The sequence below is a fragment of the Pseudomonas citronellolis genome, assembly GCF_001586155.1.
GTDB classification, from domain to species: domain Bacteria; phylum Pseudomonadota; class Gammaproteobacteria; order Pseudomonadales; family Pseudomonadaceae; genus Pseudomonas; species Pseudomonas citronellolis.
Genome location: NZ_CP014158.1, coordinates 3,199,107 through 3,214,513, shown reverse-complemented (window position 1 = coordinate 3,214,513; position 15,407 = coordinate 3,199,107). Strand labels below are relative to the sequence as shown.

Here is a 15,407-nt window from a genome sequence, read left to right as displayed (position 1 = left end):
GGCCATGTCCGGTCCTGATGCGCTCAACCAGACGCTGGGCACTCTGCTCCTGGCGCTGGCCTTCAGTGCCTTCATCCTCTTCGTTCGCGGTTACCGCCCCGCCGGGGTCGGCGCCTTCTGGTACGACCTGGTGCTGGGCTTCGTCGGCCTGTGGCTGGCGCTCTGGCCGGAAGCGGCGACCTTCCTGCGCGAGATGAACGCCGCCAGCGCGCTGGGCCTGCTGCTGCAGGTCGTCGCCACCCTGCTGGGCGGACTGCTCGGCGCCGGCGCAGCCAAGGCCCTGCAGTTCGCCCTGCAGGAGCGCCGCGCAGGGCGCCCGGCAGGCGAAGAGCGCCACGGGCGCTGGAAGCGCTAGCGCAACGCCTGTAGCGGCAACCTCACAACGAGCGACGGCGGTACTCGCGGTAGCGCGGCACCCAGAAGTTGCGCTCGATGGCGGCCTGGAGCATGTCGTCCGGGGTTTCCAGCGCCACGCCCTCGGCCTGGGCCTGCTTGGCCACGGCGAAGGCGATGCGCCGGCTGACCTGCTGGATGTCGCGCAGCGGCGGCAGCACCGCATCGCCCTCCCCCGTCACCACCGGCGAGCACTCGGCCAGGGCGTTGGAGGCGGCCATCAGCATCGCCTCGGTCACGCGCCGGGCGCCGGCGGCGATCACCCCCAGGCCAATGCCGGGGAAGATGTAGGAGTTGTTGCACTGGGCGATGTGGATGCTGCGTCCGCCATGCTCCACCGGCTGGAACGGGCTGCCGGTGGCGACCAGCGCGCGGCCCTCGGTCCACTGGAGGATTTCCGCCGGCGTCGCCTCGACCCGCGAGGTCGGGTTGGACAGCGGCATCACCAGCGGCAGCGGGCAGTGCTTGTACATCTCGCGGATCACCGCCTCGCTGAACAGCCCGCGCTGCCCGGAAACGCCGATCATCACCGTCGGCTTGGCCCGGCTGACCACTTCGAGCAGGCCGATGCCGTCCTCGCCGCGCTGCCAGTCGGCCACGTCGGCAGCCTTCTGCGCCAGCTTGCGCTGGAAGTCCAGCAGGCCGTCCATGCCCTCCACCAGCAGGCCGTGGCGGTCGACCATGAAGATGCGCTGGCGCGCCTGCGCCTCGGACAGCCCTTCCAGTTGCATGGCGGCGATGATGTGCTCGGCGATGCCGCAGCCGGCGGAACCAGCGCCGACGAAGGTGATCACCTGCTCGCTGAGCTTCTGCTGCTTGACCTTGCACGCCGCCAGCAGGGTGCCGACCGCCACCGAGGCGGTGCCCTGGATGTCGTCGTTGAAGCAGCACAGCTGGTCGCGGTAGCGCGCAAGCAAAGGCATGGCGTTGGTCTGGGCGAAGTCCTCGAACTGCAGCAGCACGCCCGGCCAGCGGCGCTGCACGGCGCGGATGAACAGCTCGACGAAGTCGTCGTAGTCCTTGCCGCTGATGCGCGGGTGGCGCCAGCCCATGTACAGCGGGTCGTCCAGCAGCGCCTGGTTGTTGGTGCCCACGTCGAGCACGATGGGAAGCGTGTAGGCCGGGCTGATGCCGCCGCAGGCGGTGTACAGCGACAGCTTGCCGATGGGGATGCCCATGCCGCCGATGCCCTGGTCGCCCAGGCCGAGGATGCGCTCGCTGTCGGTGACCACGATGATCTTCACTTTGTCCTTGGTGGCGCTGCGCAGCACGTCGTCGATGCGCTCGCGGTCCGGCCAGGAGACGAACAGCCCGCGGTGGGTGCGGTAGATCTTCGAGAAGTCCTGGCAGGCCTGGCCTACCGTGGGGGTGTAGATGATCGGCAGCATCTCCTCCAGGTGGCCTTCGAGCAGGCGGAAGAACAGCGTCTCGTTGTTGTCCTGGATGGAGCGCAGGTAGACGTGCCGGTCGAGGTCGGAGGCGCATTGCAGGTACTGCTGGTAGACGCGCTCGGCCTGCTCCTCGATGGTCTCCACGGTCTGCGGCAGCAGGCCGATGAGGTTGAAGTCGATGCGCTCCTGCGGGCTGAAGGCGCTGCCCTTGTTCAGCAGCGGCATCTCCAGCAGGGCCGGGCCCGAATAGTGGGTGTACAGCGGGTAGTTCGACTTGCGTTCGGTCATGGCTTTCTCCACTGCCTGCATGACGGGCTTCAGGAAACGACAGCGCCCCGTGCAGGGGCGCCGTAGAGGGTAGCGCGTGAAGCTTTCAATGATCCATCGATGCTTCGAGCGCCGAGGGTCCGGCGGCCAGTTCGCGATGCAGGGTTTCCTCGTCCAGCTCCTTGCACCACTTGGCTACCACAACGGTGGCCACGCCGTTGCCCACCAGGTTGGTCAGGGCGCGGGCCTCGGACATGAAGCGGTCGATGCCGAGGATCAGCGCCAGGCCGGCGACCGGCAGGTGGCCCACGGCGGACAGGGTGGCGGCCAGGACGATGAAGCCCGAACCGGTGACGCCGGCCGCGCCCTTGGAGGCGATCAGCAGCACCGCCAGCAGGGTGACCTGGTGGATGATGTCCATCTGCGTATCGGTGGCCTGGGCAATGAACACCGCGGCCATGGTCAGGTAGATCGAAGTGCCGTCGAGGTTGAAGGAATAGCCGGTGGGAATCACCAGGCCGACCACGGTCTTGTCGCAACCCAGCTTCTCCATCTTGGCGATCATCCGCGGCAGCGCGGACTCCGACGAGGAAGTGCCGAGAACGATCAGCAGCTCCTCGCGGATGTAGTTGATGAAACGCAGGATGTTGAAGCCATGGAAGCGCGCGATGCTGCCCAGCACGAGGAGCACGAAGAGGATGCAGGTGAGGTAGAAGCAGGCCATCAGCTCGCCCAGTTGCACCAGCGAACCCACGCCATAGGCGCCGATGGTGAAAGCCATGGCACCGAAGGCGCCGATAGGAGCGACCTTCATGATCACGTTGATGATGTTGAACATCACCTGGGTGAAACGCTCGATGAACAGGAAGATCGGCTGGCCCAGGCTGCCCATGCGGTGCAGCGCGTAGCCGAACAGCACGGAGAAGAACAGCACCTGGAGGATGTCACCGTTGGCGAAGGCGCCGACCACGGTGTTGGGGATGATGTTGAGCAGGAACTCGATGGTGCTCTGTTTCTCGCCGGCCGAGGCGTAGGCGGCGACCTTGCTGGTATCCAGGCTGGCCGGGTCGACGTGCATGCCCACACCCGGCTGGACGATGTTGACCACCGCCAGGCCGATGATCAGGGCGATGGTGGAAACCACCTCGAAGTACAGCAGCGCCATGCCACCGGTCTTGCCCACCGCCTTCATGCTCTGCATGCCGGCGATGCCGGTGACCACTGTGCAGAAGATGATGGGCGCGATGGCCATCTTGATCAGTTTGACGAAGCCGTCGCCCAGGGGCTTCATCAGCACCGCGGTCTGCGGATAGAAGTGGCCCAGGGCGATGCCGATGGCAATGGCGATCAGCACCTGCACGTAGAGGCTCTTGTAGAAGGGTTTCTTGCTCATGGCGGCTACCTTTCTCCAGATCGGCGCCGGCCCTCCTGGCCACGGCACCCGACTCCACGACCGGGCCTCCCCATCCTCGAGAGCGCGTCCTGCAGACGGTGGACTCCCGGCGAGCAGTGGCGGTGGCCGGGAACTTGTTACCTATTGTTTCTGACTATAGGCGCTACACAGCGAGGCGAAGTTCCGAACGTCTGCCTGCTGAGCGGGCCCTGCTCGCGATTCGCGCGCAGGGCGCGCTCCTACAGGGGGAATGGCGCAGGTGGGGCGGCGTAGGATGGTGGCGTCGGCGGGACGCGTAGGATGGCGTTGAGCGAAGCGATACCCATCGCCACAGCCGGCCCAGGGCAAGCCGTAGGGCGAATAACCGTTCGCGGTTATCCGCCGATACACCGAGGCCACAGGCCGTGCCCAGGCCAACCCCGGAGCCGCCGGGAGCCAAGGCCAAACGGCGGATAACGCCGTAGGCGTTATGCGCCCTACGCCGGGAGCGCTTCTGCCGTTCCGGCTTTTCCGCGCGCCAAAGCAAAACCCCCGACCAGCCAGGCTGATCAGGGGTTTTGGGATAGGTGCTTGACGATGACCTACTCTCACATGGGGAAACCCCACACTACCATTGGCGATGCGTCGTTTCACTGCTGAGTTCGGGATGGGATCAGGTGGTTCCAACGCTCTATGGTCGTCAAGCAATTCTTTCGGATGCTCGTGGCTTACGCACACGCTCACCCTGATTCGGGTATGTGACAGGTCTTCTTTGCGGTTCTCACGAACTTTCGGTTCGTCGACTTCACCGTCTAACACACAAATTGTTTGGGTGTTATATGGTCAAGCCTCACGGGCAATTAGTATCGGTTAGCTCAACGCCTCACAGCGCTTACACACCCGACCTATCAACGTCGTAGTCTTCGACGGCCCTTCAGGGGAATCAAGTTCCCAGTGAGATCTCATCTTGAGGCTAGTTTCCCGCTTAGATGCTTTCAGCGGTTATCTATTCCGAACATAGCTACCCGGCAGTGCCACTGGCGTGACAACCGGAACACCAGAGGTTCGTCCACTCCGGTCCTCTCGTACTAGGAGCAGCCCCTCTCAAATCTCAAACGTCCACGGCAGATAGGGACCGAACTGTCTCACGACGTTCTAAACCCAGCTCGCGTACCACTTTAAATGGCGAACAGCCATACCCTTGGGACCGGCTTCAGCCCCAGGATGTGATGAGCCGACATCGAGGTGCCAAACACCGCCGTCGATATGAACTCTTGGGCGGTATCAGCCTGTTATCCCCGGAGTACCTTTTATCCGTTGAGCGATGGCCCTTCCATACAGAACCACCGGATCACTAAGACCTACTTTCGTACCTGCTCGACGTGTCTGTCTCGCAGTCAAGCGCGCTTTTGCCTTTATACTCTGCGACCGATTTCCGACCGGTCTGAGCGCACCTTCGTACTCCTCCGTTACTCTTTAGGAGGAGACCGCCCCAGTCAAACTGCCCACCATACACTGTCCTCGATCCGGATCACGGACCAGAGTTAGAACCTCAAGCATGCCAGGGTGGTATTTCAAGGTTGGCTCCACGCGAACTGGCGTCCACGCTTCAAAGCCTCCCACCTATCCTACACAAGCAGGCTCAAAGTCCAGTGCAAAGCTACAGTAAAGGTTCACGGGGTCTTTCCGTCTAGCCGCGGATACACTGCATCTTCACAGCGATTTCAATTTCACTGAGTCTCGGGTGGAGACAGCGCCGCCATCGTTACGCCATTCGTGCAGGTCGGAACTTACCCGACAAGGAATTTCGCTACCTTAGGACCGTTATAGTTACGGCCGCCGTTTACCGGGGCTTCGATCAAGAGCTTCGCTTTCGCTAACCCCATCAATTAACCTTCCGGCACCGGGCAGGCGTCACACCCTATACGTCCACTTTCGTGTTTGCAGAGTGCTGTGTTTTTAATAAACAGTCGCAGCGGCCTGGTATCTTCGACCGGCGTGGGCTTACGCAGTAAATACTTCACCCTCACCGGCGCACCTTCTCCCGAAGTTACGGTGCCATTTTGCCTAGTTCCTTCACCCGAGTTCTCTCAAGCGCCTTGGTATTCTCTACCCGACCACCTGTGTCGGTTTCGGGTACGGTTCCTAGTTACCTGAAGCTTAGAAGCTTTTCCTGGAAGCATGGCATCAACCACTTCGCTCTCTAAAAGAAAGCTCGTCATCAGCTCTCGGCCTTGAACACCCGGATTTGCCTAAGTGCCCAGCCTACAACCTTAAACTTGGACAACCAACGCCAAGCTGGCCTAGCCTTCTCCGTCCCTCCATCGCAGTAACTAGAAGTACAGGAATATTAACCTGTTTCCCATCGACTACGCATTTCTGCCTCGCCTTAGGGGCCGACTAACCCTGCGTCGATTAACGTTGCGCAGGAACCCTTGGTCTTTCGGCGTGGGAGTTTTTCACTCCCATTGTCGTTACTCATGTCAGCATTCGCACTTCTGATACCTCCAGCAAGCTTCTCAACTCACCTTCACAGGCTTACAGAACGCTCCTCTACCGCGCATCTTGCGATGCACCCGTAGCTTCGGTGTGTGGTTTGAGCCCCGTTACATCTTCCGCGCAGGCCGACTCGACTAGTGAGCTATTACGCTTTCTTTAAAGGGTGGCTGCTTCTAAGCCAACCTCCTAGCTGTCTAAGCCTTCCCACATCGTTTACCACTTAACCACAACTTTGGGACCTTAGCTGACGGTCTGGGTTGTTTCCCTTTTCACGACGGACGTTAGCACCCGCCGTGTGTCTCCCACGCTGACACTTCCAGGTATTCGGAGTTTGCATCGGTTTGGTAAGTCGGGATGACCCCCTAGCCGAAACAGTGCTCTACCCCCTGGAGTGATACGTGAGGCGCTACCTAAATAGCTTTCGAGGAGAACCAGCTATCTCCGAGCTTGATTAGCCTTTCACTCCGATCCACAAGTCATCCCCTACCTTTTCAACGGGAGTGGGTTCGGTCCTCCAGTCAGTGTTACCTAACCTTCAACCTGCTCATGGATAGATCGCCCGGTTTCGGGTCTATACCCAGCGACTAAACGCCCTATTAAGACTCGCTTTCGCTACGCCTCCCCTATTCGGTTAAGCTCGCCACTGAATATAAGTCGCTGACCCATTATACAAAAGGTACGCAGTCACCCAACAAGTGGGCTCCCACTGCTTGTACGCATACGGTTTCAGGTTCTATTTCACTCCCCTCTCCGGGGTTCTTTTCGCCTTTCCCTCACGGTACTGGTTCACTATCGGTCAGTCAGTAGTATTTAGCCTTGGAGGATGGTCCCCCCATGTTCAGACAACGTTTCACGTGCGCCGTCCTACTCGATTTCACTTCCAAGAACCTTTCACATACGGGGCTATCACCCACTATGGCCGCACTTTCCAGAGCGTTCTGTTAGATTCTAAGAAGCTTAAGGGCTAGTCCCCGTTCGCTCGCCACTACTAAGGGAATCTCGGTTGATTTCTGTTCCTCAGGGTACTTAGATGTTTCAGTTCCCCTGGTTCGCCTCACACACCTATGGATTCAGTGTGTGATAACCAGCTTGTGCTGGCTGGGTTTCCCCATTCAGAGATCTCCGGATCAAAGTCTGTTTGCCGACTCCCCGAAGCTTATCGCAGGCTACCACGTCTTTCATCGCCTCTGACTGCCAAGGCATCCACCGTATGCGCTTCTTCACTTGACCATATAACCCCAAGCAATCTGGTCATACGTCTCGAACGTGAAGACGACATTCGCCGAAAATTCGCGCTTGAACTCGCAAATTTTACCTTGACTTGAACAATCCCCAGTGAAAGAGATCATTCAGTCTACTTCTATCACATACCCAAATTTTTAAAGAACGGTTCCGGTACAAAGACCAGACAGCAAGGTTCGATCTATCGAACATTCCTGTCTGAGCTTTACAACGATTCGGAGATGGTGGAGCCAAGGAGGATCGAACTCCTGACCTCCTGCGTGCAAAGCAGGCGCTCTCCCAGCTGAGCTATGGCCCCCTAATTTCCAACGATTGGTGGGTCTGGGCAGATTCGAACTGCCGACCTCACCCTTATCAGGGGTGCGCTCTAACCGACTGAGCTACAGACCCATATAGGGTTGCCTAACCGTCGCTTACCAGTGAATCAAGCAATTCGTGTGGGAGCTTATGAGAAAGCCGGGATCTTCGATTAAGGAGGTGATCCAGCCGCAGGTTCCCCTACGGCTACCTTGTTACGACTTCACCCCAGTCATGAATCACTCCGTGGTAACCGTCCCCCTTGCGGTTAGACTAGCTACTTCTGGAGCAACCCACTCCCATGGTGTGACGGGCGGTGTGTACAAGGCCCGGGAACGTATTCACCGTGACATTCTGATTCACGATTACTAGCGATTCCGACTTCACGCAGTCGAGTTGCAGACTGCGATCCGGACTACGATCGGTTTTCTGGGATTAGCTCCACCTCGCGGCTTGGCAACCCTCTGTACCGACCATTGTAGCACGTGTGTAGCCCTGGCCGTAAGGGCCATGATGACTTGACGTCATCCCCACCTTCCTCCGGTTTGTCACCGGCAGTCTCCTTAGAGTGCCCACCATAACGTGCTGGTAACTAAGGACAAGGGTTGCGCTCGTTACGGGACTTAACCCAACATCTCACGACACGAGCTGACGACAGCCATGCAGCACCTGTGTTCCGATTCCCGAAGGCACTCCCGCATCTCTGCAGGATTCCGGACATGTCAAGGCCAGGTAAGGTTCTTCGCGTTGCTTCGAATTAAACCACATGCTCCACCGCTTGTGCGGGCCCCCGTCAATTCATTTGAGTTTTAACCTTGCGGCCGTACTCCCCAGGCGGTCGACTTATCGCGTTAGCTGCGCCACTAAGATCTCAAGGATCCCAACGGCTAGTCGACATCGTTTACGGCGTGGACTACCAGGGTATCTAATCCTGTTTGCTCCCCACGCTTTCGCACCTCAGTGTCAGTATCAGTCCAGGTGGTCGCCTTCGCCACTGGTGTTCCTTCCTATATCTACGCATTTCACCGCTACACAGGAAATTCCACCACCCTCTACCGTACTCTAGTCAGGCAGTTATGGATGCAGTTCCCAGGTTGAGCCCGGGGATTTCACATCCATCTTACCAAACCACCTACGCGCGCTTTACGCCCAGTAATTCCGATTAACGCTTGCACCCTTCGTATTACCGCGGCTGCTGGCACGAAGTTAGCCGGTGCTTATTCTGTTGGTAACGTCAAAACAGCAAGGTATTAACTTACTGCCCTTCCTCCCAACTTAAAGTGCTTTACAATCCGAAGACCTTCTTCACACACGCGGCATGGCTGGATCAGGCTTTCGCCCATTGTCCAATATTCCCCACTGCTGCCTCCCGTAGGAGTCTGGACCGTGTCTCAGTTCCAGTGTGACTGATCATCCTCTCAGACCAGTTACGGATCGTCGCCTAGGTGAGCCATTACCCCACCTACTAGCTAATCCGACCTAGGCTCATCTGATAGCGTGAGGTCCGAAGATCCCCCACTTTCTCCCGTAGGACGTATGCGGTATTAGCGCTCCTTTCGGAACGTTGTCCCCCACTACCAGGCAGATTCCTAGGCATTACTCACCCGTCCGCCGCTGAATCCGGGAGCAAGCTCCCTTCATCCGCTCGACTTGCATGTGTTAGGCCTGCCGCCAGCGTTCAATCTGAGCCATGATCAAACTCTTCAGTTCAATACTGATCGGGTTTTGAGAAAACCCTAAACTTGGCTCAGCAATCGCAAAAAACTCTCGAATTCACGAGTGTTACTTGTGATGCTGATAATCTTGCGATCACCAGTCTTAACCCACAAGCACCCACACGAATTGCTTGATTCAACTTGTTAAAGAGCAGTTGGTTAAGGCTTTCGTCTCAACCGAGGCCGCGCATTCTACAGCAACCTCGCTTCCCGTCAACACCTGATTTAAAAAATATTTTCTTTAAATTCAGCGTCTTATGTAAAACCCAGTGGGCTTTGCCAGTTGACGGGCGGCGAATTATATAGACATCCGAATAGCTGTCAACAGCTTCTTTCAAAACGATGCTTCTCGCTGCCGATTCAGGCGCACACGCTCATCTATATATAGAACGGGCCGTAGGGCTGCTGCCCGAGGCCAGGGAGGTGATTCCCCACCCCACCGCTGAAGCATCGCCCGATGCCGACGGGGCGGGGAACCGCTTCTGTAGACATCTCTACGGCAACAAGTTCCCCTCCCGCTGCATCCCCGCGATATCTCTCCGAGAAGGCGATGCATTCGCCGTGCGCCCTGCATCCGTGCGCACGGCCAAGGCCGGCTGAGGCACCTCAGCCCAGCGGCTGCTCCACACTGCGCAAGTGGGCCAGCACCTGGTCCACCGCGCGGTCCAGGCAGCCCTTGAAGAAGTGGTTGGCGCCGGCGAACAGGGTGACCGGGCGCTGTTCGGGCCGCGCCCAGTCCAGCAGATTGGCCAGCGGCGCCATTTCATCGGCCTCGCCGTGCAATAGAAGGCAGTCCGCCGGTAGCGACATGGGTTCGTAGTGCCGGCCGCCGGGCACCGCGCCCACCGGCAGGCCCATCAGTACCACGGCCTCGGCCGGCTGCGCCAGGTCGCGGGCGGTGCGGGCAAACACGTAGGCGCCGAAGGAGAAGCCCACCAGCGCCAGCGGCAGGTCCGGGTAGCGCTCGCGCAGATAGGCGGCCACCGCCTGGCTGTCCTGCGCCTCGCCGATGCCTTCGGCGTACTCGCCCTCGGTACCGTCCACCCCACGGAAGCTCGGGCGCACCGCCAGCCAGCCGGCCTTGCTCAGGCGCCGCGCCAGGGTCAGCGGCACCAGGTGCCGTGGGCTGCCGCCGAGCAGCGGCTGCGGGTGGCTGACCATGGCCACGCCGCGGGGCGGGCCGGCCGGGGCGTCGATGAGCAGTTGGATCCGGCCTGCCGGGCCATCGATCAGCAGCGGGTTGCGGTCTTCATCGGGCATCGCGGTGTTCTCGTTCATAAAGCGGGCGGCCAGGGTACTGCAGGCGGGCGCAGGAGCACGAGCGGATGACGGCAGCCGCCGGTCCCCGCCACTGATACACTGATCAACTGCCGCCGACCCAGTGCCCGGCGGCCTGCCCCGGAAGCCGGGGCGCCGAACAAGAAGTGAACGAGGACAGTATGAAAGCCGATTTCGCGACCACCCACCTGCAAGCGGCGGTGACAGCATGATCGAGGTAACCGAGGTTTCCATTGCCGAGCTGCGCGACGCGCTCGAGTCCGGCCGCACCACCGCGGTCGAGCTGGTCAAGGCCTATCTCGCGCGGATCGACGCCTACGACGGCGCCGACACCCCCACCGCGCTGAACGCGGTCGTGGTGCGCAACCCCGATGCGCTGGCGGAGGCCGAGGCCTCCGACGCGCGCCGCGCCCGCGGCCAGACGCTGGGCCCGCTGGACGGCATCCCCTACACCGCCAAGGACAGCTACCTGGTGAAGGGCCTGACCGCGGCTTCCGGCAGCCCGGCCTTCAAGGACCTGGTGGCCTACCGCGACGCCTTCACCATCGAGCGCCTGCGCGCCGCCGGCGCCATCTGTCTGGGCAAGACCAACATGCCGCCCATGGCCAACGGCGGCATGCAGCGCGGCGTGTATGGCCGCGCCGAAAGCCCCTACAACGCCGCCTACCTCACCGCGCCCTTCGCCTCCGGCTCGTCCAACGGCGCGGGCACGGCCACCGCGGCCAGCTTCTGCGCCTTCGGCCTGGCCGAGGAAACCTGGTCCAGCGGCCGCGGCCCGGCCTCGAACAACGGCCTGTGCGCCTATACCCCGTCGCGCGGGGTGATCTCGGTGCGCGGCAACTGGCCGCTGACGCCGACCATGGACGTGGTGGTGCCCTACGCCCGGAGCATGGCCGACCTGCTGCAAGTGCTGGACGTGGTGGTGGCCGAGGACGCCGACAAGCGCGGCGACCTGTGGCGCCTGCAACCCTGGGTGCCGATCCCCGACGTCGCCTCGGTGCGCCCGGCGTCCTACCTGGAACTGGCCGCCAAGGCCGACGCCCTGGCCGGCAAGCGCCTCGGCGTGCCGCGCATGTTCATCAACAAGGATGAAGCGGCCGGCACCAGCGAGAACCCCGGCATCGGTGGCCCGACCGGGCAGCGCATCCACACCCGGCCCTCGGTGATCGCCCTCTGGGAACAGGCCCGCAAGGCCCTGGAAGCGGCCGGCGCCGAAGTGGTCGAGGTGGACTTCCCGCTGGTTTCCAATTGCGAGGGCGACCGCCCCGGCGCGCCGACGGTGTTCAACCGCGGCATCGTCTCCAAGGAGTTCCTCCACGACGAGCTGTGGGAGCTGAGCGGCTGGGCCTTCGACGACTTCCTGCGGGCCAACGGCGATCCCAAACTGAACCGCCTGGCCGACGTGCAGGGCGAGCTGATCTTCCCCCACGACCCCGGCACCCTGCCCAACCGCGAGGGCGACCTCGCCGCCGGCATGGACGAATACGTGCGCATGGCCCAGCGCGGCATCAAGCCCTGGGACCAGATCGCCACCCTGCCCGATGGCCTGCGCGGCCTGGAGAAGACGCGCAAGCTCGACCTGGAAGACTGGATGGACGAACTCGGCCTCGACGCCGTGCTCTTCCCCACCGTGGCCGACGTGGGCCCGGCGGACGCCGACGTCAACCCGGCCTCGGCGGACATCGCCTGGAGCAACGGCGTGTGGGTCGCCAACGGCAACCTCGCCATCCGCCACCTGGGCGTGCCCACGGTGACGGTGCCCATGGGCGTGATGGCGGACATCGGCATGCCGGTGGGCCTGACCTTCGCCGGCCGCGCCTACGACGACTCGGCCCTGCTGCGCTTCGCCGCAGCCTTCGAGTCGACCGGCAAGCGCCGCATCGTCCCGCCGCGCACCCCGCCGCTGGCACAAGGCTGACGAGGCCACGGGCAGGCTTCCGCCACCTGGGCACCTCACCCAACGGCTACCTGCGGTACGCGCTGCAAGTAGCGCCATGTAAGGCGCATGGGTAGCCGACCTGCCCCACACCAAACGCCTACGACATTCCCCCTCAGCCGGAAATGAAAGCCCGGTCGCAGGAAGAATCCTCCTCTGCCGACAGCGCGTAGGGCGAATAACCGTTCGCGGTTATCCGCCGCTGGCCGGAGCACCGATGTCCGACGACTTGCATGGCCGGTGGCCAATCGCGGACGGAGTCCTACGGTTCCAGGAAGCACGGCTTTTCGTAGGATGGCGTTGAGCGAAGCGATACCCATCACCACGGCAGCATGGGTATCGCAAGCTCAACCCATCCTACGAAGAGCTCCTCGGCGCAAGACGGTTGCTCCTACATTGCAGGTGGGCACGGCTCCTACGTCCGTGCTCCCCCCGGACTCCGTCCGCGATGATCCCTCCCTGGAAACAGCCGCCCCTCAAGGCCACCTTGGTGACAATCTGTAAATGCTAATTGTTTTTATTTACAACATATTTACCTTTCCTTACCATTTTGCCGGCGGAGAAATCCCTCTCCGATTTCCTACGTAAACAAGAATCGCAGCCGGCCTCTGCCACGGCCTCATGCGGCTTACATCCGACCAGGACCCTGCAAAATGAGACAAGTAGTATCCAGCGCCCTGTTGCTAAGCCTCTCCGCCCTCCCCCTGGCCATCCAGGCCGCGGCCAAGGATGACCGTGTGGACCTGGGCGCCACCGAGGTGCTCGGTACCCAGGACCCCGCCGCAGCCGCCACCACCGAAGGCAGCGGCTCCTACACCACCAAGGCCATGCGCACCTCGACCAAGATCCCCATGTCGATCCGCGAGACGCCGCAGTCGGTCAGCGTGGTGACCCGCCAGCGCATGGACGACCAGGGCATGAACGACCTCAACGACGCGGTGAAGGGCGTCACCGGCCTGACCGTCCAGCAGTACGGCCCGGCGCGGGTGAGCTACGCCTCGCGCGGCTTCGACGTCGACAACATCATGTACGACGGCCTGCCCACCAGCATCTCCACCTACACCCAGGACGTGATCTCCGCGGCGGACCTCGCGATGTTCGACCGCGTCGAAGTGGTGCGCGGCGCCACCGGCCTGATGCAGGGCGCCGGCAACCCGGCGGCGGCCATCAACATGGTGCGCAAGCGCCCCACCCAGGACTTCCACATGAGCCTGGAGGGCAGCGCCGGCACCTGGGACCGCTACCGCAGCGAAGCCGACGTCTCCGGCCCGCTGAACAGCGAAGGCACCCTGCGCGGCCGCGCCGTGATGGCCTACCAGACCAAGGACAGCTTCCAGGACTACGTCAGCAGCGAGCGCGGCGTGCTCTACGGCATCACCGAGGCCGACCTGAGCCCGGACACCACCCTGGCCATCGGCGCCTCCTACCAGGACGACAACCGCAACGACAACTGGGTGGGCCTGCCCGCCCCGCTGGGCGGCCGCCACCTGGACCTGAAGCGCTCCGACTACTACGGTGCCGACTGGTCCTACTGGGATACCAAGACCACCCACCTGTTCAGCGACCTGACCCACCGCTTCGACAACGGCTGGCAGATGAAGCTGGCGGCCGACAAGCTGTGGGCGCGCATCAACATGCTCGGCCTGTACAACAGCTGCTACTACACCCAGGACTGCCCGACCATGACCCAGGGCGCCGGCAAGTACGACTACACCGACGACCACGAGAGCTACGACGCCTTCGCCAACGGCCCCTTCCAGCTGCTGGGCCGCGAGCACGAGCTGGTGATGGGCGCCAGCTATCGCCAGGAGCGCTTCGACGGCCACGGCGGCTGGGGCGACCTGTTCAAGAAGGATGGCACGCCGCTGGGCGAGATGGACCCGACGCAGTGGGACCCGGCCTCGACCCTCAAGCCGAGCATCGACATGAACCTCTGGGGCATGAAGCTCGACCAGGAGCAGAAAGGCACCTACGTCACCACCCGGCTGAACATCGCCGACCCGCTCAAGGTCATCCTCGGCGGCCGCCTGGACTGGTACGAGGCCGACGCCCACGGCGACACCGACGTCCTCAAGGTCACCCGCAAGGTCACCCGCTACGCCGGGGTGATCTACGACCTCAACGACACCTACTCGGTCTACGCCAGCTACACCGACATCTTCAAACCCCAGGACACGCTGGACGCCACCGGCAACGTACTCACCCCCATCACCGGCAAGAACTACGAGATCGGCCTGAAGGGCGAGCACTTCGGCGGCGCGCTGAACTCGCAGATCGCGCTGTTCCAGGTGGACCAGGAAAACCGCGCCACCGACGACACCAGCAGCCCCAACCCGTGCCCGGCCAACCCCAGCTCCTTCGACTACTGCCAGCGCGCCTCCGGCAAGGTCCGCAGCCAGGGCGTGGACATGGAACTGAGCGGCGAGCTGAGCGAAGGCTGGCAGGCGATGGTGGGCTACACCTACGTCGACGCGAAGTACAAGCATGACGCCGACGAATCCAACGTCGGCAAGCCCTTCGACCCGAGCAAGCCGCGCCACCTGTTCAAGCTGGCCAGCACCTATACCCTGCCGGGCGACCTGCACAAATGGCGCGTGGGCGGCAACCTGACCACCCAGAGCAAGACCGAAGATACGGAAACCGGCTTCCAGCAGGGCGGCTACACCGTGGTCGACGCCATGCTCGGCTACAAGGTCAGCGAGAACATCGACACCCGCGTCAACTTCAACAACATCTTCGACAAGTACTATTACAGCGGCATCAGCTTCGGCAACCTGAACTACGGCGAGCCGCGCAACCTGATGTTCAGCGTCAAGTACTCCATGTAACGCCCCCGGAGCACCGTAGGAGCAACTGCCTTGCAGGCTGCGCCGAGGTGCTCTTCGTAGGATCGAGAGGGACGCCTGGTTCTTGCTCGCGAACAGACTCCGCTACGGGGCTTGTTCGCGAGCAAGCTCTCTCCTACGAGAAGCCGTGCCCGCTCGTACCCTAATCCACGATCACCAATACACGCCGGC

Annotated in this window: 6 protein-coding genes, 2 tRNA genes and 3 rRNA genes; 3 read left to right on the top strand and 8 right to left on the bottom strand. The window is 61.9% G+C overall.

The window, feature by feature from the left end; all coding sequences use genetic code 11:
• Positions 1 to 4: 4 nt before the first annotated feature.
• Complete coding sequence (locus PcP3B5_RS14190; protein WP_061563262.1) at positions 5 to 355, top strand: hypothetical protein; 351 nt, start codon at positions 5 to 7, stop codon at positions 353 to 355.
• Positions 356 to 377: 22 nt separating this feature from the next.
• Here PcP3B5_RS14190 and PcP3B5_RS14185 read toward each other — a convergent pair whose 3' ends face one another.
• The 8 genes from PcP3B5_RS14185 to PcP3B5_RS14150 all read right to left on the bottom strand — a co-directional run bounded on the left by PcP3B5_RS14185 (position 378) and on the right by PcP3B5_RS14150 (position 10,436).
• Positions 378 to 2,072 carry an NAD-dependent malic enzyme gene (locus PcP3B5_RS14185; protein ID WP_043272928.1) on the bottom strand — a complete coding sequence of 565 codons (1,695 nt, stop codon included), beginning with the start codon at positions 2,070 to 2,072 and terminating at the stop codon, positions 378 to 380.
• 85 nt (positions 2,073 to 2,157) lie between these two features.
• Positions 2,158 to 3,444, bottom strand: a complete 1,287-nt coding sequence (locus PcP3B5_RS14180) for a dicarboxylate/amino acid:cation symporter (protein ID WP_009620163.1) — start codon at positions 3,442 to 3,444, stop codon at positions 2,158 to 2,160.
• A 568-nt stretch (positions 3,445 to 4,012) separates the two neighbouring features.
• A 5S ribosomal RNA gene (gene rrf / locus PcP3B5_RS14175) occupies positions 4,013 to 4,128 on the bottom strand.
• Between the two features lie 134 nt (positions 4,129 to 4,262).
• Positions 4,263 to 7,152, bottom strand: a 23S ribosomal RNA gene (locus PcP3B5_RS14170).
• A 234-nt stretch (positions 7,153 to 7,386) separates the two neighbouring features.
• Positions 7,387 to 7,462, bottom strand: a tRNA-Ala gene (locus PcP3B5_RS14165).
• Positions 7,463 to 7,477: 15 nt separating this feature from the next.
• A tRNA-Ile gene (locus tag PcP3B5_RS14160) sits at positions 7,478 to 7,554 on the bottom strand.
• An 80-nt stretch (positions 7,555 to 7,634) separates the two neighbouring features.
• Positions 7,635 to 9,171, bottom strand: a 16S ribosomal RNA gene (locus PcP3B5_RS14155).
• The 16S, 23S and 5S rRNA genes sit together here with 2 tRNA genes alongside, the layout of an rRNA operon.
• 611 nt (positions 9,172 to 9,782) lie before the next feature.
• The gene (locus PcP3B5_RS14150; RefSeq protein WP_061561623.1) at positions 9,783 to 10,436 is read right to left on the bottom strand and encodes an alpha/beta hydrolase; all 654 of its coding nucleotides are present in this window, start codon (positions 10,434 to 10,436) and stop codon (positions 9,783 to 9,785) included.
• Positions 10,437 to 10,662: 226 nt separating this feature from the next.
• Between PcP3B5_RS14150 and PcP3B5_RS14145 the strand changes: the two genes are divergently transcribed.
• Together PcP3B5_RS14145 and PcP3B5_RS14140 are read left to right on the top strand one after the other, a co-directional pair.
• Positions 10,663 to 12,372: an amidase gene (locus PcP3B5_RS14145; protein WP_061561622.1), complete on the top strand. Its 1,710-nt coding sequence runs from the start codon at positions 10,663 to 10,665 to the stop codon at positions 12,370 to 12,372.
• Positions 12,373 to 13,043: 671 nt separating this feature from the next.
• Complete coding sequence (locus PcP3B5_RS14140; RefSeq protein ID WP_082816328.1) at positions 13,044 to 15,218, top strand: TonB-dependent siderophore receptor; 2,175 nt, start codon at positions 13,044 to 13,046, stop codon at positions 15,216 to 15,218.
• Positions 15,219 to 15,407: the final 189 nt, after the last annotated feature.